At 56.9% G+C, this 21,791-nt stretch carries 22 protein-coding genes; 11 read left to right on the top strand and 11 right to left on the bottom strand.

Annotated features, from left to right (window positions below):
• Nucleotides 1–48 precede the first annotated feature (48 nt).
• Entirely contained in the window at nt 49–1,059 is a 1,011-nt protein-coding gene (gene glpX, locus QRD42_RS05390; RefSeq protein WP_321988351.1) for a class II fructose-bisphosphatase, read from the top strand.
• A 96-nt stretch (nt 1,060–1,155) separates the two neighbouring features.
• Complete coding sequence (gene fpr / locus QRD42_RS05385; RefSeq protein WP_321988350.1) at nt 1,156–1,902, top strand: ferredoxin--NADP(+) reductase; 747 nt, start codon at nt 1,156–1,158, stop codon at nt 1,900–1,902.
• On the opposite strand, the gene QRD42_RS05380 is transcribed toward fpr, so the two are convergent.
• Nucleotides 1,903–2,322 (bottom strand): DUF805 domain-containing protein, encoded by a 420-nt coding sequence (locus QRD42_RS05380; RefSeq protein WP_318373163.1) that lies wholly within the window; start codon nt 2,320–2,322, stop codon nt 1,903–1,905.
• 113 nt (nt 2,323–2,435) lie between these two features.
• Between QRD42_RS05380 and QRD42_RS05375 the strand changes: the two genes are divergently transcribed.
• Nucleotides 2,436–3,035 (top strand): DUF1454 family protein, encoded by a 600-nt coding sequence (locus QRD42_RS05375; RefSeq protein WP_072571340.1) that lies wholly within the window; start codon nt 2,436–2,438, stop codon nt 3,033–3,035.
• 106 nt (nt 3,036–3,141) lie between these two features.
• Entirely contained in the window at nt 3,142–3,909 is a 768-nt protein-coding gene (gene tpiA / locus QRD42_RS05370; protein ID WP_072571341.1) for a triose-phosphate isomerase, read from the top strand.
• A gap of 82 nt (nt 3,910–3,991) precedes the next feature.
• Here tpiA and QRD42_RS05365 read toward each other — a convergent pair whose 3' ends face one another.
• The 6 genes from QRD42_RS05365 to cpxP all read right to left on the bottom strand — a co-directional run bounded on the left by QRD42_RS05365 (nt 3,992) and on the right by cpxP (nt 10,082).
• Nucleotides 3,992–5,296 carry an SLC13 family permease gene (locus QRD42_RS05365; protein ID WP_072571342.1) on the bottom strand — a complete coding sequence of 435 codons (1,305 nt, stop codon included), beginning with the start codon at nt 5,294–5,296 and terminating at the stop codon, nt 3,992–3,994.
• A 73-nt stretch (nt 5,297–5,369) separates the two neighbouring features.
• Nucleotides 5,370–6,107 carry a CDP-diacylglycerol diphosphatase gene (locus QRD42_RS05360; RefSeq protein WP_321988348.1) on the bottom strand — a complete coding sequence of 246 codons (738 nt, stop codon included), beginning with the start codon at nt 6,105–6,107 and terminating at the stop codon, nt 5,370–5,372.
• A 101-nt stretch (nt 6,108–6,208) separates the two neighbouring features.
• Nucleotides 6,209–7,198 (bottom strand): sulfate/thiosulfate ABC transporter substrate-binding protein Sbp, encoded by a 990-nt coding sequence (gene sbp / locus QRD42_RS05355; protein WP_072571344.1) that lies wholly within the window; start codon nt 7,196–7,198, stop codon nt 6,209–6,211.
• A 143-nt stretch (nt 7,199–7,341) separates the two neighbouring features.
• A complete protein-coding gene (gene pfkA / locus QRD42_RS05350) occupies nt 7,342–8,304 on the bottom strand; it encodes a 6-phosphofructokinase (protein ID WP_072571345.1) in 963 nt (320 codons plus the stop codon).
• Between the two features lie 181 nt (nt 8,305–8,485).
• Nucleotides 8,486–9,391 carry a CDF family cation-efflux transporter FieF gene (gene fieF / locus QRD42_RS05345; protein ID WP_072571346.1) on the bottom strand — a complete coding sequence of 302 codons (906 nt, stop codon included), beginning with the start codon at nt 9,389–9,391 and terminating at the stop codon, nt 8,486–8,488.
• 187 nt (nt 9,392–9,578) lie between these two features.
• Nucleotides 9,579–10,082, bottom strand: coding sequence for a cell-envelope stress modulator CpxP (cpxP, locus tag QRD42_RS05340; RefSeq protein ID WP_072571347.1), 504 nt, complete (start codon nt 10,080–10,082; stop codon nt 9,579–9,581).
• A 150-nt stretch (nt 10,083–10,232) separates the two neighbouring features.
• Here cpxP and cpxR point away from each other — a divergent pair, with 150 nt between their 5' ends.
• Nucleotides 10,233–10,931: an envelope stress response regulator transcription factor CpxR gene (gene cpxR / locus QRD42_RS05335; RefSeq protein WP_072571348.1), complete on the top strand. Its 699-nt coding sequence runs from the start codon at nt 10,233–10,235 to the stop codon at nt 10,929–10,931.
• Entirely contained in the window at nt 10,928–12,304 is a 1,377-nt protein-coding gene (gene cpxA / locus QRD42_RS05330; protein WP_072571349.1) for an envelope stress sensor histidine kinase CpxA, read from the top strand. Before cpxR ends, cpxA begins: the two co-directional genes overlap by 4 nt.
• 39 nt (nt 12,305–12,343) lie before the next feature.
• Here cpxA and yiiM read toward each other — a convergent pair whose 3' ends face one another.
• Complete coding sequence (yiiM, locus tag QRD42_RS05325; protein WP_072571350.1) at nt 12,344–13,015, bottom strand: 6-hydroxyaminopurine reductase; 672 nt, start codon at nt 13,013–13,015, stop codon at nt 12,344–12,346.
• A gap of 178 nt (nt 13,016–13,193) precedes the next feature.
• Between yiiM and QRD42_RS05320 the strand changes: the two genes are divergently transcribed.
• Complete coding sequence (locus QRD42_RS05320) at nt 13,194–14,084, top strand: dihydrodipicolinate synthase family protein (RefSeq protein WP_321988347.1); 891 nt, start codon at nt 13,194–13,196, stop codon at nt 14,082–14,084.
• Between the two features lie 69 nt (nt 14,085–14,153).
• Here the strand turns inward: QRD42_RS05320 and sodA are convergent, their stop codons facing one another.
• From sodA to rhaS (QRD42_RS05305), 3 genes are all read right to left on the bottom strand, one after another.
• Entirely contained in the window at nt 14,154–14,774 is a 621-nt protein-coding gene (gene sodA, locus QRD42_RS05315) for a superoxide dismutase [Mn] (RefSeq protein WP_321988346.1), read from the bottom strand.
• A 128-nt stretch (nt 14,775–14,902) separates the two neighbouring features.
• The gene (rhaR, locus tag QRD42_RS05310) at nt 14,903–15,760 is read right to left on the bottom strand and encodes an HTH-type transcriptional activator RhaR (RefSeq protein ID WP_321988345.1); all 858 of its coding nucleotides are present in this window, start codon (nt 15,758–15,760) and stop codon (nt 14,903–14,905) included.
• Nucleotides 15,761–15,843: 83 nt separating this feature from the next.
• On the bottom strand, nt 15,844–16,680 hold the full coding sequence (gene rhaS, locus QRD42_RS05305; protein ID WP_072571354.1) for an HTH-type transcriptional activator RhaS: 837 nt from the start codon (nt 16,678–16,680) through the stop codon (nt 15,844–15,846).
• Between the two features lie 300 nt (nt 16,681–16,980).
• Here rhaS (QRD42_RS05305) and rhaB point away from each other — a divergent pair, with 300 nt between their 5' ends.
• From rhaB to rhaS (QRD42_RS05285), 4 genes are all read left to right on the top strand, one after another.
• Nucleotides 16,981–18,435: a rhamnulokinase gene (rhaB, locus tag QRD42_RS05300; RefSeq protein WP_321988344.1), complete on the top strand. Its 1,455-nt coding sequence runs from the start codon at nt 16,981–16,983 to the stop codon at nt 18,433–18,435.
• Entirely contained in the window at nt 18,432–19,691 is a 1,260-nt protein-coding gene (locus tag QRD42_RS05295) for an L-rhamnose isomerase (protein WP_321988343.1), read from the top strand. Before rhaB ends, QRD42_RS05295 begins: the two co-directional genes overlap by 4 nt.
• A gap of 141 nt (nt 19,692–19,832) precedes the next feature.
• Entirely contained in the window at nt 19,833–20,663 is an 831-nt protein-coding gene (gene rhaD / locus QRD42_RS05290) for a rhamnulose-1-phosphate aldolase (RefSeq protein WP_321988342.1), read from the top strand.
• A gap of 79 nt (nt 20,664–20,742) precedes the next feature.
• Complete coding sequence (rhaS, locus tag QRD42_RS05285) at nt 20,743–21,729, top strand: rhamnose ABC transporter substrate-binding protein (protein ID WP_072571358.1); 987 nt, start codon at nt 20,743–20,745, stop codon at nt 21,727–21,729.
• Nucleotides 21,730–21,791: the final 62 nt, after the last annotated feature.

Below are 21,791 nucleotides of genomic sequence, written 5' to 3'. Positions count from 1 at the left end.
TCTCTCTGTGTTAAACTTCAGGCAATTTCTTTCTTAAACGAGTCTGTAATGAAACGAGAACTTGCCATCGAATTTTCCCGCGTAACGGAAGCTGCCGCGCTGGCGGGCTATAAGTGGCTGGGCCGCGGCGACAAAAACGTTGCCGATGGCGCAGCGGTACACGCCATGCGCATCATGCTGAATCAGGTCAATATCGACGGCACCATCGTGATTGGCGAAGGTGAAATCGACGAAGCGCCGATGCTCTACATCGGTGAAAAAGTCGGTACCGGCAACGGCGATGCGGTGGATATCGCCGTGGATCCTATCGAAGGTACCCGCATGACGGCGATGGGCCAGGCCAATGCGCTGGCAGTGCTGGCAGTGGGCGATAAAGGCACCTTCCTGAACGCGCCTGACATGTATATGGAAAAACTGATTGTCGGGCCTGGCGCGAAAGGCGCCATCGATCTCAACCTGCCGCTGGAACAAAACCTGCGTAACGTCGCTGCTGCGCTGCAAAAACCGCTTTCTGAACTGACGGTCACCATTCTGGCGAAACCGCGCCACGACGGCGTGATTGCGGAAATGCAAAAGCTCGGCGTGCGCGTGTTCGCCATTCCGGATGGCGATGTCGCCGCATCCATTCTCACCTGTATGCCTGACAGCGAAGTGGACGTGCTGTACGGCATCGGCGGTGCGCCGGAGGGCGTGGTGTCAGCCGCGGTGATCCGTGCGCTGGACGGCGATATGCAGGGCCGTCTGCTGGCCCGTCATAGCGTCAAAGGCGACAGCGAGGAAAATCGTCGTATCGGCGAGCAGGAGCTGGCGCGCTGCAAAGCGATGGGCATTGAGGCGGGCACCGTGCTTAAGCTGGATGATATGGCGCGTAACGACAACGTGATTTTCTCGGCCACCGGCATCACCAAAGGCGATCTGCTGGACGGCATCACCCGCAAAGGCAAAATGGCGACCACCGAAACGCTGCTGATCCGCGGCAAATCGCGCACCATTCGTCGCATCAAATCCATTCATTATCTGGATCGTAAAGACGTGGACGTACAGCGACATATTCTCTGAAATCATTTGATCAAATGAGCTTTCCGGCCCCTGCGGGCTGGAAATGTCAGGGTTGAGAAACGAAGATAAGGCATCGCATCAGAACAGGAGATAATCATGGCGGATTGGGTAACAGGAAAAGTCGTAAAGGTTGAATTCTGGACCGATGCGCTCTTTAGTCTCACCGTTCATGCCCCCGTTAATCCCTTCACTGCCGGTCAGTTTGCCAAGCTGGGACTGGAGATTGACGGCGAGCGCATACAGCGCGCCTACTCTTATGTCAATGCCCCTTCCGATCCCGATCTGGAATTCTATCTGGTCACGGTGCCGGACGGTAAGCTCAGCCCACGGCTGGCGGCGCTGAAACCCGGTGATGACGTGCTCATCGTGGCCGAAGCCGCCGGTTTCTTTGTGCTTGATGAAGTGCCGGACTGCGACACTCTGTGGATGCTGGCGACGGGCACGGCGATTGGGCCTTATCTGTCGATGTTGCAGGAAGGCAAAGGACTGGAGCGCTTTAAAAACCTGGTGCTGGTGCACGCTGCGCGTTACGCCGCGGATCTCAGCTATCTGCCGCTAATGCTGGAGCTGCAAAAGCGCTACGAAGGAAAACTGCATATTCAGACGGTAGTCAGCCGTGAAACGGTTTCCGGCTCGCTGCATGGGCGCGTACCGGCGCTGATCGAAAGCGGAGAACTGGAAAAAGCCGTGGGACTGCCGATGGATACCGCGACCAGCCACGTGATGCTGTGCGGTAATCCGCAGATGGTGCGTGATACCCAGCAGTTACTGAAAGATACCCGGCAGATGACCAAACATTTGCGTCGCCGTCCGGGTCATATGACCGCTGAGCATTACTGGTAATTAACGGAACTTCACGTCCAGCGTGTCTTTGCCGAACTTATTTTCGCCCTGGGTGCCCACAAACGCGCCCAGGTCGATCAACAGCATCACCATGATCAGCGTCGGAATGAAGCGTCCGACCGCCCAGACCCAGACGCCGCCCAGCACCGCCCAGTTCCCGGCCAGTAAGATCCACGCCACCACCATCAGTAACGCCCACAGGCCGGATTTATTGCGATCGTGCAGCCGCTTGACGGTTACGCATGCCGTCGGCCATATCAGACACACCAGCGCAAAAGCGGCCATTTGCAGATCCATCAGCCCGTTACCGGCGAGCGTAAACAGCAACACCATGGCCAGCGCCCAGAGCGCGATCCAGATCCAGAAGTCACGACGCCCAATACGTCCTTTAAATGAGAATAACCACTGCTGTATGGTCATGTAAGGTTCCTTATAATCGTAATGCCGCGTAGTTTACCCTGATCAGCGCCGTTTTTGACAAGCGGGACGGTTATCGTTTTAATCGGCAACACATTGCACAGAGGACGATGTTGATGAAGATACGGGATTTACGGGTTTGCCTGTTGCTTTCCCTGCTGCTTACCAGCCTGGCAGGCCGCGCCGTGGACGCGCCGCTGGCGGCAACGGCCCCTTACCTGGTGACGGGCGCGCCCACCTTTGATCTCTCTATCAGCGCGTTCCGGGAAAAATTTAATACCGCCAACCCAGGGCTTACGCTGAACGAGTTTCGCGCTATAGATTCGCGTACCGATCGCGCCAGCCTGACGCGGGCCGCCAGCAAGATTAACGATAATCTCTATGCCTCGACCGCGCTGGAGCGGGGCACGCTGAAGATTAAATCGATGCAGATCACCTGGCTGCCGATCCGCGGGCCGGATCAGAAGGCCTCGAAGGCGAAAGCGCAGGAATATATGGCCGCCGTCCTGCGCGTTTTCACTCCCACGTTGACCAGCGCGCAAAGCCTGCAAAAGCTGCAAAAAATTCTCGCTGGCGGTAAAGGCAAAGTTTATTTCGCTGAAACCGAGGGCGCATTGCGTTATGTAGTGGCAGATAACGGCGAAAAGGGGCTGACCTTCGCTGTTGAACCGATTAAGCTGACGCTATCTGAGACACCTGAAGGCAACAATAAATGACAAAAAGCAAAGCCTTTGAGGGGATGAATCTCTATACTGTTCACAGACCATGCTGTCCTGAACGGCAGCCATATTCCTTGATTCGCTTAACGCGTGGAGAATGAAAATGCGACATCCTTTAGTGATGGGTAACTGGAAACTGAACGGCAACCGCCACATGGTAAATGAGCTGATTGCTAACCTGCGTACCGAGCTGGCTGGCGTATCTGGCTGTGGCGTTGCTATCGCGCCGCCGGACCTGTACCTGGATCTGGCAAAACGTGCCGCAGACGGTAGCCACATCATCCTCGGCGCGCAGAACGTCGACGTTAACCTGTCTGGCGCATTCACCGGTGAAACCTCCGCAGAAATGCTGAAAGACATCGGCGCAAAATACATCATCATCGGTCACTCTGAGCGTCGTACTTACCACGCGGAATCCGATGAGTTCATCGCTAAAAAATTCGCTGTGCTGAAAGAACAGGGTCTGATCCCGGTGCTGTGCATCGGTGAAACCGAAGCGGAAAACGAAGCGGGTAAAACCGAAGAAGTGTGCGCACGTCAGATCGACGCGGTGCTGAAAACCCAGGGCGCGGCCGCCTTTGAAGGCGCAGTGATTGCCTACGAACCGGTCTGGGCTATCGGTACCGGCAAATCCGCTACCCCTGCGCAGGCGCAGGCAGTACACAAATTCATCCGCGACCACATCGCGAAAGTGGATGCGAACGTGGCTGAGCAGGTCATCATCCAGTACGGCGGTTCTGTAAACGCCGGTAACGCAGCTGAACTGTTCGCCCAGCCGGACATCGACGGCGCGCTGGTTGGCGGTGCTTCCCTGAAAGCTGACGCCTTCGCGGTGATCGTGAAAGCGGCAGAAGCGGCTAAACAGGCGTAAAAAACCTTTGCGGCGGGTGGCGCTTCGCTAACCCGCCCTGCGGTTCTCCAGGCCCGGTAAGCGCCAGCGCCACCGGGCTTTTTTACAGCCGTCCCAGAATACTGAACCACAGATAATCCAGCGGCAGCAGCACCAGATAGGTTGCCACCGCCAGCGCCAGACAGAGCAGCATTCCCGCCCGCGCCGGCACTTTGCCCAGCGCCATCGCCACCACGATAGGCGATGCCTGATACGGCAGCAGCGGCGTCGAATACCCCAGCACCTGAATCATGATCACCGACAGCAGCGGAAAGCCCGTCGCATCGGCGAAACTCTGCGCCAGCGTGGTGTACAACGCCGGTACGCCGTTGGCGGTCATAATAAAGTTTAACGCCGTGGTGATGCCGGTCAGGGCAAGAAAACTGGTGAAGGGATTATCAGGATCGAGCGGCATCACGTGCAGCAGCGCGCCGCCTACGGCGCTGCCAATGCCGGTCTGGGTCACGGTGATCGCAAGCCCCAGAATGCCCGCCACATAAATACAGGTGCGCATATTCACGCCGCTGGCAAACTCGTCGCCGGTGATGAAACCCACGCGCGGCAACAGGGTGACGCATGCCGCCGCCAGCCCGGTCCACGCCGGACCGATACCGTGCCAGCTCTCGCTCACCCACATGATCAGCACCACCGCCAGCAGCCAGGCGAGTCGTTTTTCCTCCCGGCTCATCGGCCCGGCGGGAGCCAGCTCGCGCGGCGCATGTGGTTTACCGGGAAACAGCCAGCATATCAGTCCGATCAGCACCAGGCCTTTCAGAATGCCGAGCACCGGCGTGTGCAGCAGCAGGTAGGGCAGATAGTTAAGATGAATGCCGTAAGAGCCTTCCGCCGCCCCGCTCATCACCAGATTCGGCACGTTGGCGGGCAGAATGGTCGCCGACAGCTGAAAAGTGCCGAAGCCCACCGCCAGCGCCAGCCCGTACCAGGCGCGCGTGCCGTCGTTGATCCCGGCCCGCGCCGCCATTGCCGCGACAATCGGCATCAGCAGCGCTATACGTCCCATGTTTGACGGCATGACAAACGCCAGCGCATAACTCAGCAGTACCACGCTGCCAACCATCAGCGGCCAGGAGTCGGTGAGCCTCGCCGACAGCGCCCTCGCCGCCCGGTCTGCCAGCCCGGTTTTGCGGATCGCCACGCCGAGCACAAATCCGCTGAACACCAGCCAGAAGGCTGAAGAAGCGAAGCCGCCGAAAATGACGTCCGGCGGGGCGATTTTTGCCACCATCGCCGCCGCAAAAAACAACAGCGCGGTAATAAACTCCGGCAGCAGTGACGTTGCCCAGAGCACGATGGTGACGCCAACAATCAGCGACGGAAGGAACAGCGGGTGTGAAAACCAGAGCGACATACCTGTCTCCTGACGATATTTTCAGCAAGTCTACGGCGACAACTCTGCCCCGTAAACGCTAATTATTCGCAGGTTATTTGAGGATCGCACACGCATGATCCTGGATTTCCTCGGCGGAGGCGCGGTTAAGCAGCAGCAGATTGCGGCTGGTCGCCAGCAGAACAAAGGCACCATCCGCCTGTTTTACCATTGCCAGCGCATAGCGGCCCATATGCTCGCGCGCGTCCGGCACTTCTTCGGCCAGCATTAAAAACGGGCTGCGCTTCACCAGTTCGTTTTCAGTGACGCGACGGGCCAGATAGTCATGCCCGCGCAGCCCGCCGGGGAACGGCAGCCAGCGGCTGCTGATCGCGGCGCTGTGTTCATCAAGCGCGGCGCGGACATCGGGCCGCAGGCAGGAGATATGAATATGGAAATGATTTTGCGTGCGTCCGCTGCGGGAATTAATGGTCAGCGATACCGCCTCATCAGGCACAGGCGCGCCCCGGCGTTCGCTCATAAAACGTCGCGCGCTCCACGCCTGCCAGAAAAAGTTCGGCGTTTGCGGCTCCAGCAGCAGCGGGCTTTCCGTGCCGTTGATTTTATAGGTTGGCATCAACAGGTACTGCAACGGGCCATTACGATCTTTGAACACCACGTACCCACTTTTGGGGTTAACCTCGGCGCAGGGTTGCTGATGGGGAAGACACTGTTCGAAAACAATCTGCCGCAGCGCATTCGGATCACCGGACTTAAGCCACAGCCAGACGCCCGCAACGGCGGCGAGGAGAAGAATAATCAGCAGGATAAAGATAGAGAGAAGTCGTTTCATTTTACGTTCCGGAAAAAACTTTTACCGGCAGGGTAACGCAAAATAATGACCAAATAAAAACGCTGCCCGACTCACTCGTGTTGCCGGGCAGCAGAGGATAATTAACGCTTACTGATCTGGTCGAAAGTACCGCCGTTAGAGAAGTGTTCTTTCTGGGCTTTCGTCCAGCCGCCGAACTCTTCATCTATGGTGAACAGCTTCAGTTTCGGGAATGCGCCTTCGTACTTTTTCGCCACTTCCGCGTTACGCGGGCGGTAGAAGTTTTTCGCCGCGATCTCCTGACCTTCCGGTGAGTAGAGATACTTCAGATAGGCTTCGGCTACGGTTTTGGTGTCTTTCTTCTCGACCACTTTGTCGACCACGGAAACGGTCGGCTCGGCCAGAATGGATTCGCTCGGCGTGACGATCTCAAACTTGTCTTTGCCCAGTTCGTTGGTCGCCAGCAGCGCTTCGTTTTCCCAGGCAATCAGCACATCGCCAATACCGCGTTCCACGAAGGTATTGGTCGCGCCGCGTGCGCCGGAATCCAGCACTTCAACGTTTTTAAACAGCGACTTCACGAAGTCCTGCGCTTTAGCCTGATCGTTGTTGTTGTGATGCAGGGCGTAGCCCCAGGCCGCCAGATAGTTCCAGCGTGCGCCGCCGGAGCTTTTCGGGTTCGGCGTGATCACAGAGACGCCCGGTTTGATCAGATCATTCCAGTCGTGGATTTGTTTCGGGTTGCCTTTACGCACCAGGAAGACGATGGTGGAGGTGTACGGCGCGGAGTTATCCGGCAGGCGTTTGATCCAGTTTTTGTCGATACGGCCACGTTCGGCAATCGCATCCACGTCATAGGCCAGCGCCAGCGTCACCACATCGGCCTCAATGCCGTTGATAACTGAGGTTGCCTGTTTGCCCGAGCCGCCGTGCGACTGGCGGATCACGACGTTATCGCCGGTTTCCTGTTTCCAGTGAGCACTGAACGCTTTGTTGTACTGATCGTACAACTCACGCGTTGGATCGTAAGACACGTTTAATAACTGAATATCCTTCGCCAGAACACTGCCGGATGCCAGCAGTAAAGTTAATCCCACGCCCCATTTGTTCATTGCTCACTCTCATATGCTGTTGTGTTGTGATGAAAGCAGCGTGCCAGAAAGCGAACCAATGATTAAAGAATAAAAAAAGATTGGCTATAACAGTGAGGAATAAGAAAAGCATCCCCCTCCGGGCGGAGAGGGATGGGAAGGCATTAATAAAGTTTTTTGGCGCAGTCCAGCCAGTCGCCTTTGAACGGACGCTTCATGTTCTCGATAGCGTCGATGATGTCGTGGTGCACCATTTTTTCGTTCTGAATACCAACGCAACGACCGCCGTGGCCCTGCAGCAGCAATTCAATGGCGTAAGCGCCCATACGGGAAGCGAGAATACGGTCGTAAGGCACCGGCGAACCGCCACGCTGAATGTGGCCCAGCACGGTGGCGCGGGTTTCACGCTGCGTTTCTTCTTCGATGTATTTCGCCAGCTCGTCGATGTCGCAGATGTGCTCGGTGATGGCAACGATGGCGTGTTTTTTACCTTTCGCGATACCGGCTTTGATTTCGTTAACCAGATCTTCGCGGCTGAACTCCACTTCCGGCAGTACGATAAATTCACAGCCGCCCGCGATAGCCGCAGCCAGCGTCAGGTCGCCGCAGTAACGGCCCATCACTTCAACAATGGAAATACGCTGGTGAGAGGAAGAGGTGTCGCGCAGACGGTCAATGGCTTCAACAACGGTGTGCAGCGCGGTGAAGTAACCGATGGTGTAGTCAGTACCCGCCACGTCGTTATCGATGGTGCCTGGCAGACCGATGCACGGGAAGCCCATTTCAGTCAGACGCTTCGCGCCCATGTATGAGCCGTCGCCGCCGATGACCACCAGCGCGTCGATACCGCGTTTTTTCATGTTTTCGATAGCCACAGCGCGGATATGCTCTTCGCGGAATTCCGGGAAGCGTGCGGAGCCAAGGAAAGTACCGCCACGGTTGATCATGTCGGACACGCTGTAACGGTCGAGCTGCACCATGCGGTCTTCGTAAAGACCTAAGTAACCGTCATAAATACCACAAACTTCCAGACCTTCCGTTAATGCCGCGCGAACCACGCCGCGAATTGCAGCGTTCATGCCCGGCGCATCACCGCCACTTGTCAACACACCGATTTTCTTAATCATGACTACCTCTGAACTTTGGAATGCAAAATGAATTCTGTTGCCCGAAGCGACTCCCCCGAAGGAGTGAACAACGATGTTGCGAATAGTATATCAATATCTCTGTGCTGAATTGATTCAGGTCAGGCGAAATGGCGCTAATTTCTGTACAAAAAAGTGGCCTGACTCACTCTTTTACAACCGATCACAAGGCATTGATTGACGTACCCTTTTCCTGAGGTACTACCGAACAAGGATCCTGATGGATGATGACATCCGACCCCGGAAAGCGTTGCAGGATCGCCTGCTCAACCTGTTCAGCCACCAGATGCGCCTGAACAAGGGGAAGATTGTCATCCATTTCCAAATGAATCTGTATAAAGCGGGTCGGCCCTGACTGCCGCGTGCGAAGGTCGTGCGCGCCGCTGACTCCAGGCCAGCGAGTGACGATTTCGAATATTTCCTGACGTTCGATGTCAGGTAACGCGCGATCCAATAATGACTGAACCGCCTCATAACCCATACGTAGCGCGCTGTACAATATATAAACACCAATACCTAATGCAAATAACGCATCGGCACGGTGCCAGCCATACCAGGACAGGCCAAGGGCGATGAGAATCGCGCCATTCATCATAACATCAGACTGATAATGAAGCATATCCGCCCTTACCGCCTGGCTTTGGGTTTTTCTTACTACCCAGCGCTGGAAGGTTACAAGGATGACTGTGCTTATCAGGGCAATCACAGTGACAACCACCCCGATCCCCGGCGCATTGAGCGGTTCCGGGCGCGCCAGATGTTGTATCCCGGTCAAAAACAGGAACAGCGCCGAGCCGGAAATAAACATACTTTGCGCCAGCGCCGCCAGCGATTCCGCCTTGCCGTGACCAAATGTGTGTTCGTCATCCGCAGGCTGTAAAGAGTAACGCACCACCAGCAGGTTGGTGAGCGAGGCGGCAATATCCACCAGAGAATCCACCAGCGCCGCCAGAATGCTGACTGACCCGGTGTACCACCATGCGACGATTTTGATCAGCAGTAACGCGCTTGCGAGGATCGTCGCCGCAATCGCCGCCCGGCTGACCAGCCGCCCATAAGATTGATTCATAGAGACTCCTGCCAGAACACAGGAACCAGTATAACGGATGAAAAAAGCCTCATTGTGATGAAAAGGCACATCGAAGGGTGTGAAATTGCGGATTTAAGGGATACCGGTGGCAAATTTCGGGCAAAAAAAACCCCCACATCATGTGGGGGAAGACAGGGATGGTGTCTATGGCAAGGAAAACAGGGTGTTACTGGTTACTACCGGTACTGCTGCTACTCGATAACTTCAACGATGAACTTTGCTGCATTTGCGCGACGTCGCGCAGTTGTTTCATTCGCTGATCGTGTTTCTTATGTAAAACCGCTTGCTGCTCCGGCGTTAGCAGGTGGTACATCTGGTTGCGAACCCTGGCCATTTCGACCTGGCGAACAACCTGTTCTTGTGCCATTTTTTCTGCCTGAGCGCGCACAGCGCTTTCATCAAATTTTTGTGCGGTGACAAGGTTGTGCATTGTCTCCACGTCGCTCACGTTGACAGGGGGTTGGTCGTGCCGTGCCCGCTGCATGAGATCGCGTAACTGCTGTCGCTGATGTTCGGTTAAACTAATACCGTCAAACATGTGGCTCTGGCTGCTACGCTGAGTAAGTCCATCTGCTGGATGCCAGTTATCGCCTGTTACGTCTCCAGTTGCCTGGCTGACTGCACTGAATGCCAGGCTTGAGGCCATGACGGCAGCGGTAACATTGCGCATCACTTACTCCCAAAATCTTTTGTTTCGCGATTCAACGAGAGCCAGTGTACGGTTCAGGCTGAAAACTAGCGTCAGGGGGTGTAAAACAACGTAAAGTCATGGATTAGCGCGCCTTGATGACGTAATTTCTGCCTCGGAGGTATTTAAACAATGAATAAAATCCTGTTAGTTGATGATGACCGAGAGCTTACATCCCTGTTAAAGGAACTGCTCGACATGGAAGGCTTTGACGTGTTGGTTGCCCATGATGGGGAACAAGCGCTCGACCTCCTTGACGACAGTATCGATTTACTTTTGCTCGACGTTATGATGCCGAAGAAAAACGGTATTGATACACTTAAAGAGCTTCGCCAGACACACCAGACGCCCGTTATTATGTTGACGGCACGCGGCAGCGAACTGGATCGCGTACTCGGCCTTGAGCTGGGCGCGGACGACTATCTGCCTAAACCCTTCAACGACCGTGAGCTGGTTGCGCGCATCCGCGCCATCCTGCGCCGTTCACACTGGAGCGAGCAGCAGCAAAACAGCGATAACGGTTCCCCTACTTTAGAAGTCGACGCCTTAAGCCTCAATCCAGGCCGTCAGGAAGCCAGCTTTGATGGACAGTCGCTGGAACTTACCGGCACCGAATTCACGCTGCTTTATCTGCTGGCGCAGCATCTGGGCCAGGTCGTTTCCCGTGAACATCTGAGCCAGGAAGTGCTGGGTAAGCGCTTAACGCCGTTCGATCGCGCCATCGATATGCACATTTCCAACCTGCGCCGTAAATTGCCGGAACGCAAAGACGGACATCCGTGGTTTAAAACCCTGCGTGGTCGCGGCTATCTGATGGTTTCCGCTTCATGATTGGAAGTTTGACTGCGCGCATCTTTGCCATTTTCTGGTTAACGCTGGCACTGGTGCTGATGCTGGTACTGATGGTGCCGAAGCTGGACTCCCGTCAGATGACGGAGTTGCTCGACAGCGAACAGCGCCAGGGCGTGATGATCGAACAGCATGTCGAAGCGGAACTGGCCAATGATCCGCCGAACGACCTGATGTGGTGGCGCAGATTATTCCGCGCGATCGATAAATGGGCGCCGCCGGGTCAACGCCTGCTGCTGGTGACCAGCGAAGGGCGCGTGATTGGCGCAGAACGCAGCGAAATGCAGATCATTCGTAACTTCATCGGGCAGGCGGATAACTCCGACCACCCGCAGAAGAAAAAGTACGGTCGGGTAGAGCTGGTAGGGCCATTTTCCATCAGGGATGGGGAAGATAATTACCAGCTCTATCTCATTCGTCCGGCCAGCAGCTCGCAGTCAGACTTTATCAACCTGCTTTTTGACCGCCCGTTATTACTGCTGATTGTCACCATGCTGGTCAGTTCGCCATTGCTGTTATGGCTGGCGTGGAGTCTCGCCAAACCGGCGCGTAAGCTGAAAAATGCTGCCGATGAAGTGGCGCAGGGTAACCTGCGTCAGCATCCGGAACTGGAAGCGGGGCCGCAGGAATTCCTCGCCGCCGGGGCCAGCTTTAACCAGATGGTGACGGCCCTGGAACGCATGATGACCTCGCAGCAACGCCTGCTTTCTGATATTTCGCATGAACTGCGCACCCCGCTGACGCGTCTGCAACTGGGCACCGCCCTGCTGCGCCGTCGCAGTGGTGAAAGCAAAGAGCTGGAGCGCATCGAAACCGAAGCGCAGCGGCTCGACAGCATGATCAACGACCTGCTGGTAATGTCGCGTAATCAGCAGAAAAACGCGCTGGTCAGCGAAACCATGAAAGCGAATCAGCTGTGGAGCGAGGTACTGGACAACGCCGCCTTTGAAGCCGAACAAATGGGCAAGACGTTGACGGTGACCTTCCCGCCAGGGCCATGGCCGCTGTACGGCAACCCGAACGCGCTGGAAAGCGCGCTGGAAAACATCGTGCGTAATGCGCTGCGTTATTCACACACGCAGATTGAAGTGGGATTTGCGGTGGATAAAGACGGTATCACCATTCACGTGGATGATGACGGTCCGGGCGTCAGCCCGGCAGATCGTGAGCAGATTTTCCGGCCGTTCTACCGTACCGACGAGGCCCGCGATCGCGAGTCCGGCGGCACAGGGCTGGGGCTGGCGATTGTGGAAACCGCCATCCAGCAGCACCGCGGCTGGGTGAAAGCCGACGACAGCCCGTTAGGCGGCCTGCGCCTGACCCTCTGGCTGCCGTTGTATAGCAAGCGCGCCTGATGTAGCGCCCTCTCCTTCACCGGGAGAGGGCAACGCCGGTTACCCGCGCAACCGCCGCGAACTGTCTTCGATTTTGCCGCTAATCCGCCGTTTCTGCATGGTTCTTGCCCAGCTCACCGACAGCCCTGCCGCTGACAGCAGGCGATGATACTGCTCATCGTCGAACGGCGTATGCCAGGCAATGACACCCGCCTCATGGACGCTGATCTCGCTGCAACGGGATACCAGCTCCAGCGGCGCATCGCTGAACACCTTCCCGCCCGCCACGATGCGGTACAGCCAGCCGGTGTGACCGCGATCCTGCATCAGCGTCGCCATATTGGGAATGCCGAAGTGGAAATTGAGCTTAAAGCACGGCGAGCGCGGCTGCGTCACCTGGATCAGCGCCTCGCCCCAGCGGAAAATATCGCCGATATACACGTTCTTCTCCGTCAGCCCGACGGTCGACAGATTCTCGCCAAAGGCCGGGGCGACAAAGAGCGCCGCCTGGTCCGGGAAATCCCGCGCCCATTGGGCGTAATGTTCCCGCGGATAGTGGCATAACGCACGATCGGGGCCGCCGTGGATCTTTTTCTCCGCCTGCTGGTCATCTTTCAGGCCGCGTTCCGTAAGCGTCAGTTCGCCATCCACCTGCACTTTCGCAATGGCGCTCGGGCGGCTGCCCGGATAATCGCGCACCTTGCCGGAAAATACCTCCATCGGATATTGCATATCGTCTCCCTTTGTCATAATTCCACTGCGCTTCAGGCTGGCCGGAAACGCCGCCAAATACAATATTTTTGCGGCGTCAGCGCGCAAAAAAAGTACACCACTGGCGTGAACTGCCGCAAGCCGTGCTATCACTTAGCTAACTTCTGAAACGCCATTTCACATTCAAGGAGTCAACGACATGTCCAGTGATGCACGCTTTACGGGCGTCTGGTGCCCGTCCATTACGCCAATGGAAACCGACGGCAAGATATATTTTAACGGCCTGCGCCAGCATCTCGCCCGCCTGACCGACGCCAGAATCGACGTCATTCTGTTGATGGGGAGCATCGGCGAATTCGCTTCCTTTACGCTGGAAGAGCGGCTGTCGCTGATCCGCGAAGCGCGGGCCATGTCGTCGCTGCCGATGGTGGCGAACGTCTCCTCCACCTGCGTGAGCGATATACTGCGTATGGCGCAGGCGTCCTTTGACGCGGGCTACGACGCGGTGATGATCCTGCCGCCCTACTACTACGGACAGACATCTGCGCAGCTGCTCAGCTACTACCGCGCGCTCGGGCAGCAGCTGACCGGCAAATGGTTCGCCTATAATTTTCCGGCGCGTACCGGCTGTGATCTGACGCCGGAGCTTATCGCCACGCTGGCGGCTGAATTCCCCCACTTTGCCGGGATTAAAGACACCGTGGACTGCCAGTCGCACACCCGCAATATGATCCTCGCCACTCAGGCGGTACGGGAGGATTTTGCCGTACTCTCCGGCTACGACGAGTATTTTATTCCCAACAAGCTAGCGGGCGGCGCCGGGGTGATTTCCGGGCTGAATAACATTGTGCCGGAGCTGTTCGTCCGCGCGCGTGAAGCCTTCGCCAGGGGAGATCTGCAAACTTTACAGCAGGTTCAGCAGGAGATGGGCAAACTGTCGGCGATTTACGCCATCGGCGATGATTTTGTCACCACCATTAAAACCGTGGTGGCGCGCAAATTTGGTTATTGCGGCACGACATCACGTAACGCGGGCGGCACGCTGAACGACGCGCAGACGCGTGCCATCGACGAGGTTTTCGGGCTGTAGCGGGTAAAAAAAAGCCCCCGTCGGCTTACCGACAGGGGCTGGATAGATTCACCAGAAGGTGAGCAGGACTTATTTTTTAGCCGCGAAACGTGCCGCTGCTTCGTCCCAGTTAACCACTTCCCAGAACGCCTTGATGTAATCCGGGCGTTTGTTCTGATATTTCAGGTAGTAAGCGTGTTCCCACACGTCCAGACCCAGGATCGGGAAGCCGGATGCGCCAGAAATTGCTTCACCCATCAGCGGGCTGTCCTGGTTTGCAGTAGAGACTACAGCGAGTTTGTCGCCTTTCAGTACCAGCCACGCCCAGCCGGAGCCGAAACGGGTGGCAGCCGCTTTCTCGAACTCTTCTTTGAATTTCTCAACAGAGCCGAAATCGCGTTCGATAGCCGCTTTCAGGTCGCCCTGCAGGGTGGTACCCATTTTCAGGCCTTTCCAGAACAGGCTGTGGTTAGCGTGACCGCCCGCGTTGTTACGCAGTACGGTTTTTTTGTCTGCCGGCAGCTGATCCAGTTTGGTGATCAGCTCTTCAACCGGCAGGTTAGCGAATTCAGGCAGACTTTCCAGCGCTGCGTTAGCGTTGTTTACGTAGGTCTGGTGGTGTTTGGTGTGATGGATTTCCATCGTCTGCTTATCGAAATGCGGTTCTAAAGCGTCGTATGCGTATGGCAGGGATGGCAGTGTATAACTCATATTCATCTCCATTATTGTCGGGCGGCTGAAGTGTTAACGCCGCGTAAGCAGTTGGTTCATTATAGTTAATTAACTGGTATTGAAAATGTTTATCAATGCCGTAGTTTCTGTGTGGTTATAACTTTTCGTTATGACACTGTCAATTTTTGCGCTAAGCGTTGCCGCCACTGGCTTGGCGTCGCGCCCGTTTCACGGGTAAACACCACCGAGAAATAGTTGCTGTCTTCGAAGCCGCAGCACATGGCGATTTCGCCGATTAACAGTTCCGTATGTTGCAGCAAATATTGCGCGTGGCAGATGCGCAGCTGGCGCAGATAGTTGTTGATGGTCATGCCGGTCTGGGTGCGGAACTGCTGGCGCAGCGCGCGTTCGCTGCACTGGTTTTGCTCGCAGAACGCCTCCAGCGCAAAGGCCCGGTTCAGGCTGCCTGCCAGCGCCGTGATGAGCCTGTCGAGCAGCGCCTCGCTGGCGGTAGCCGACAGGTTATCCGTGGCGTAGCGATGCCGTTTAAGCGTCAGGATCAGCTGCGCGAACAGCGCCTCCGCCAGCGGGTTCGCCAGCTCGTCCGTTCTGGCGCTCTCCTGCTCCAGCTGGGTGATCACCTGCCGCGTCTGCGTCATGCCGGTGCTGCCAAGCCGCCAGTGGGGCGACGGCTCCCGGCCCTGTAGCCCCGGAATATGCGCCGCCCAGTCGAGCGCCAGCGTCAGGCGTTCCGGGCAGTAGATGATATTTTGCAGCACCAGGTCGTTAACCGAGGCGTAAGAATGGCGGTCTTCGGCGCGAATATAGAACAGATCGCCACGGGTGATGCGGTAAGGCCGGTCGTTCAGAATGTGCAGCCCGTTGCCGCGCCACACCAGCACCAGTTCATTAAACTCGTGGGAATGTTCCGCAAAGACGTTTTGCGGGTAGCGATCCGCCACCGCCACCGCCTGTCCGGTACGGGCAAAAAAATCGGCTTTGCGAAGAATTAACTGGCCTGCCACAGGGTCACCTCAACAGCGATTAACCTTTCATTATTAGCTGTTTTCTGGCGAAAATACGGTGATAAATCTCTCGTTACGCGCAGCTACTGTAAAAGCGTGTCGCGCCCCTGGCGGATATCGCGCGGCGACCAGTCGAACTCCCGGCGAAAAAGCGTTGAAAAGTGGTTACTGTCGCCGAAACCGCAGCGAAAAGCGATATCAGTGACGCTATGGTCGCTGTGGCGCAATAAATGTCGCGCTTTGATCAGCCGCAGACGGTTCAGATAGCGCTGCGGCGTCATACCGGTGTACTGCTTGAGCTGACGGTGCAGGGTGCGCAGCGACAGCGAGAACTGATCCGCCAGCGACTCCCAGCACACCTCTTCCGCAAAATGATCTTCCAGCCACGACATCAGCTGATTCAGGCGCGCATCGTTATTCGCCGCCCCTTCCATCTGGCTGCTGCGACGCAACAGCACCAGCAACTGCATAAAGAGGATCTCACGGTTCGCCAGCGCCGCCGTATCCTTGCCCTCATCCGCCGTTTCCATCTGCCCGACAATCTGGCGGATCTGTTGCAATACGCCCTGATTCACGCGCCAGTGAGACGGATAGTGCCCGTCCTGCTCCTGCGGCAGTAACTGGTTTAAGCCGGATAAGAACTGGAACGCGTCCGGGGAGCGGTACAGCACATTGGTCAGGCASAGATTATCGGTGTGCTCATAAAGATGCCGGTCATGATCGCGTACAAAGCACACGGTGCCGCCGCTGATGGTATAGGGCTGACCATTGAAGACGTGAATACCGGTGCCGTGCTCGACGATCACAATCTCATGAAAATCATGATGATGTTCCGGGAATGCCGCCTGGGGCAGCCGGGGTTCAATAGCAACAGGCGTATAACCTGATGGAAAAAAGTCCACGCTGTGTAATACGGTCATAGCAACCCCTGTCGATGAGAAACGTTCTCAATATAGTAATTAACGCCCTCTGTTCTCACCTTGAATTTTTGACAGCAAAGCGCGCAAAGCCTGTCGATTTTTCAAGAAACTGTCGGAAAGTTCAGGAAATGCGGCGGCGGTCACAGCGCCTGAAAAACCGCTGATAAGCGGAAACTGTGAACTCTCTCACGTTCATCTTTGGTTTCTTGCCAGCGGCGGTTTGGGCCTGTCACTGGCAAGAAGGTGATCCTGCTGGCCCTTTTTTAGACTGGCGGCAATGACTCACCAGAGGATCGCTCCATGACTTTTCGCCATTGCGTCGCAGTCGATTTAGGCGCATCAAGCGGGCGTGTAATGCTCGCCCGCTTCGACGTTGAGCCGCGCACCCTTACGCTTCGCGAAATTCATCGCTTCAGTAACTGTCTGCAAAAAATTGACGGCACCGAGTGCTGGGATATCGACAGCCTGGAAGCGGAAATCCGCTGCGGGCTGGATAAAGTCCGTCAGCAGGGCATCGCCATCGACAGTATCGGCATAGATACCTGGGGCGTGGATTACGTGCTGATTGATGCGCAGGGCGAGCGTGTCGGTCTGCCGGTTTCCTACCGCGACAGCCGCACCGATGGCGTAATGGCGCGGGCATTAGCGCAGCCCGGTAAAACCGATATTTATCGTCGCAGCGGCATTCAGTTTTTACCCTTCAACACGCTCTATCAGTTTAAAGCGTTAAGCGAACAGCAGCCGGAACTGATGGCGCGCGTCGCCCATGCGCTGCTCATCCCCGACTATTTCAGCTTCCGGCTGACCGGCCAGCTCAACTGGGAATACACCAACGCCACCACCACGCAGCTGGTGAACATTCATACCGACAGCTGGGACGAGACGCTGCTCGACTGGGCGGGCGTACCCGCCTCCTGGCTTGGCACCCCCACCCATCCCGGCAATGTGATCGGTCACTGGGCTGACGTGCCGGTGGTTGCCGTCGCCAGCCATGACACCGCCAGCGCGGTGATCGCCGCACCGCTGGCCGGCAAAGACGCCGCGTATTTATCCTCCGGCACCTGGTCGCTGATGGGCTTTGAAAGCAAAACGCCCTACACCAGCGATGAGGCGCTTGCCGCCAACATCACCAACGAAGGGGGCGCGGAAGGCCGCTATCGTGTGCTGAAAAACATCATGGGCCTGTGGCTGCTGCAACGGGTGCTGAAAGAGCAGAACGTGCAGGAGTTGGCGGATCTGATCGCCCGCACCGCCGCCCTGCCCGCCTGCCGTTTCGTCATCAATCCGAACGACGCGCGTTTTATCAATCCGGAAAACATGAGCCGCGAATTGCAGGCCGCCTGCAGGGAAAACGGCCAGCCCGTACCGCACACCGCCGCTGAACTGGCGCGCTGCATTTTTGACAGTCTGGCGCTGCTGTATGCCGATGTGCTGCACGAACTGGCGCAGCTTCGCGGCAAAGCCTTCAGCCAGCTGCATATCGTCGGCGGCGGCTGCCAGAACCAGTTGCTCAACCAGCTGTGCGCCGATGCCTGCGGCATCACCGTGGTGGCCGGCCCCGTTGAAGCCTCAACGCTCGGCAACATCGGCGTGCAGTTAATGACGCTGGACGAACTGAGCAATGTCGACGCTTTCCGTGAGGTGGTGGCGTCCAGTTACACCCTCACCACTTACCCCCCTCATCCTGATAATGAAATTGCTCGCTATGTTGCGCAGTTTCAGCAAAAACGACCAACAAAGGAGCTTTGCGCATGACCACTCAACTTGAACAGGCCTGGGAACTGGCAAAACAGCGCTTCGCCGCGGTGGGCATTGATGTCGAGGCGGCGCTGAGCCAGCTCGATCGCCTGCCGGTGTCCATGCACTGCTGGCAGGGCGATGACGTCGCCGGGTTTGAAAACCCGCAGGGCGGCCTGACGGGCGGCATTCAGGCGACCGGTAACTATCCGGGCAAGGCGCGCAACGCAACAGAGTTACGCGCCGATCTGGAGCAGGCGCTGAGCCTCATTCCAGGGCCGAAGCGCCTGAACCTGCACGCCATTTATCTGGAATCCGACGAGCCGGTAGCGCGCGATGCCATCAAACCTGAACACTTTAAAAACTGGGTGAGCTGGGCGAAAGAGAACCAGCTGGGGCTGGATTTCAACCCGTCATGTTTCTCGCATCCGCTTTCCGCCGATGGTTTTACCCTGTCCCACGCTAACGACGAGATCCGCCAGTTCTGGATCGACCACGTGAAAGCCTGCCGTCGCGTGTCGGCGTATTTCGGCGAGCAACTGGGCACGCCGTCGGTGATGAACATCTGGATCCCGGACGGCATGAAAGATGTCACCGTTGACCGCCTCGCGCCGCGTGAGCGTCTGGTCGCCGCGCTGGATGAAGCGCTAAGCGAAAAGCTGAGCCTGGCGCATCATATTGATGCGGTGGAAAGCAAGCTGTTCGGCATCGGCGCCGAGAGCTACACCGTCGGCTCTAACGAGTTTTACATGGGTTATGCCACCAGCCGTCAGACCGCGCTGTGCCTGGACGCAGGTCACTTCCACCCGACCGAAGTGATCTCCGACAAAATCTCCGCTGCCATGCTCTACGTGCCGCGCCTGTTGCTGCACGTCAGCCGCCCGGTGCGCTGGGACAGCGACCACGTGGTGCTGCTGGACGACGAAACCCAGGCCATCGCCAGCGAGATCGTCCGTCATAACCTGTTTGACCGCGTACATATTGGCCTCGATTTCTTCGATGCCTCCATCAACCGTATCGCCGCCTGGGTGATCGGCACCCGCAACATGAAAAAAGCCCTGCTGCGCGCCCTGCTGGAGCCGACCGACGAACTGCGTCGCCTGGAAGCGAGCGGTGATTACACCGCGCGTCTGGCGCTGCTGGAAGAGCAGAAATCGCTGCCGTGGCAGGCGGTGTGGGAAATGTATTGTCAGCGCAACGACACGCCGGTCGGCAGCCAGTGGCTCGACAGCGTGCGGGCGTATGAGAAAACCGTGTTAGCCGAACGCCAGTAAATATACCGCCCGGCGGCGCTTCGCTTGCCGGGCCTACGCATGACAAGTAGGCCGGGTAAGCGTATCGTCACCCGGCATTCAGGTAAATGTAGGCCGGGTAAGCGCAGCGCCACCCGGCGTTTTCAAAGGAACCACAAGACTATGCAGAACATCACCAACGCCTGGTTTGTCCAGGGGATGATCAAAGCCACCTCCGACGCCTGGCTGAAAGGCTGGGACGAGCGTAACGGCGGCAACCTGACGCTGCGCCTGGATGAGGCAGACATCACCTCTTTCGCCGCAGATTTCCATAAAGAGCCGCGCTACATCGCCCTGAGCCAGCCAATGCCGCTGCTGGCTAACACGCCCTTTATCGTCACCGGCTCCGGTAAATTCTTCCGTAACGTGCAGCTCGATCCCACCGCCAACCTCGGCATCGTCAAGGTGGACAGCGACGGCGCGGGCTACCACATTCTCTGGGGGCTGACCGACGATGCCGTACCGACATCAGAGCTGCCGGCGCATTTCCGCTCACACTGCGAGCGCATCAAAGCGACCAATGGTCGCGATCGCGTGATCATGCACTGCCACGCCACCAATCTTATCGCCCTGACCTACGTGCTGGAAAACGACTCTGACCTTATCACCCGCAAATTGTGGGAAGGCAGCACCGAATGCCTGGTGGTGTTCCCGGACGGCGTCGGCATTCTGCCGTGGATGGTGCCGGGCACCGATGAAATCGGTCAGGCCACCGCCGATGAAATGGCGAAACATTCGCTGGTGCTGTGGCCGTTCCACGGCGTCTTTGGTAGTGGCCCGACGCTGGATGAAGCCTTTGGCCTGATTGACACCGCCGAAAAATCCGCTGAAGTGCTGGTGAAGGTGTACTCGATGGGCGGCATGAAACAGACCATCACGCAGGAGGAATTAATCGCCCTCGGCAAACGCTTTGGCGTAACGCCGGTGCAGTCCGCTTTAGATTTGTACAAATAACAACATCGCGCCCCGCTCACGAAGACGGGGCGAATACCACCTGCCATCCCTACAAAAACTAACTCGTGGAGTACAAGCAATGAAAATTAAAGCAAGCTTAATCCTCACCGTTGCTGCGCTGGCGTTGTCCGGTTCCGCATTAGCAGAAGTCAAAATCGCCCTGGTGGCAAAATCATTAGGTAATGGTTTTTTTGAAGCAGCGAACGTCGGCGCGCAGGAAGCCGCCAAAGAGTTAGGTGATGTAAAAGTCATTTATACCGGCCCCACCACTACTACCGCCGAAGCGCAGATCGAAGTGCTGAACGGGTTGATCGCGCAGGGGGTGGATGCGATCGCCATCTCCGCCAACGATCCAGACGCCGTGGTGCCGGTGCTGAAAAAAGCGATGCAGCGTGGTATCAAAGTCGTCTCATGGGATTCCGGCGTGGCGAAAGCCGGCCGCCAGATCCATCTGAATCCCTCGAACAATGCGCTGATCGGTGAAACCAACGTCAAGCTCGCCGCCGAAGCGCTGAAAGCGCTGAACGTCGAAAAAGGCGATGTGGCAATCTTAAGCGCCACGCCGACCTCTGCGAACCAGAACACCTGGATTGCGGAAATGAAAAAGGTGCTGCCGAAATATCCGTCCGTCAATCTGGTAACCACTGCCTATGGCGACGATCTGTCTGACAAGAGCTACCGCGAAGCGGTCGGCCTGCTGAAAACCTACCCGGATCTGAAAGTGATCGTTTCGCCGTCGTCGGTTGGCATAGTGGCGGCAGCGCAGGCGGTGAAGGATCAGGGCAAAATCGGCAAAGTGTACGTCACCGGTCTGGGCCTGCCGTCTGAAATGGCGGGGGCGGTCAAATCCGGCGCGACCAAAAGTTTTGCCATCTGGAACCCGATTGATCTGGGCTATGCCGCAACTTATCTGGCGGATGACTTAGTAAAAGGCAGCGCCACCAAAACCGAAGCCAGCATGGGTAAACTCGGCAAGGTGAAGCTGGATGCGGACGGCAGCGGCGCGATGGCTGAGCCGTTCGTCTACGATGCCAGCAATATTGATAAGTTCTCCAAAATTTTCTGATCCGTTTTCTGACATACGGCGGGTGGCGCTGCGCTTACCCGCCCTACAAGAAATCTCGTTAT

Origin of the sequence: Enterobacter sp. PGRG2, assembly GCF_030291195.1 — a bacterium.
Classification (GTDB): Bacteria; Pseudomonadota; Gammaproteobacteria; order Enterobacterales; family Enterobacteriaceae; genus Enterobacter_D.
This window is presented reverse-complemented; position numbering and strand designations above follow the sequence as displayed.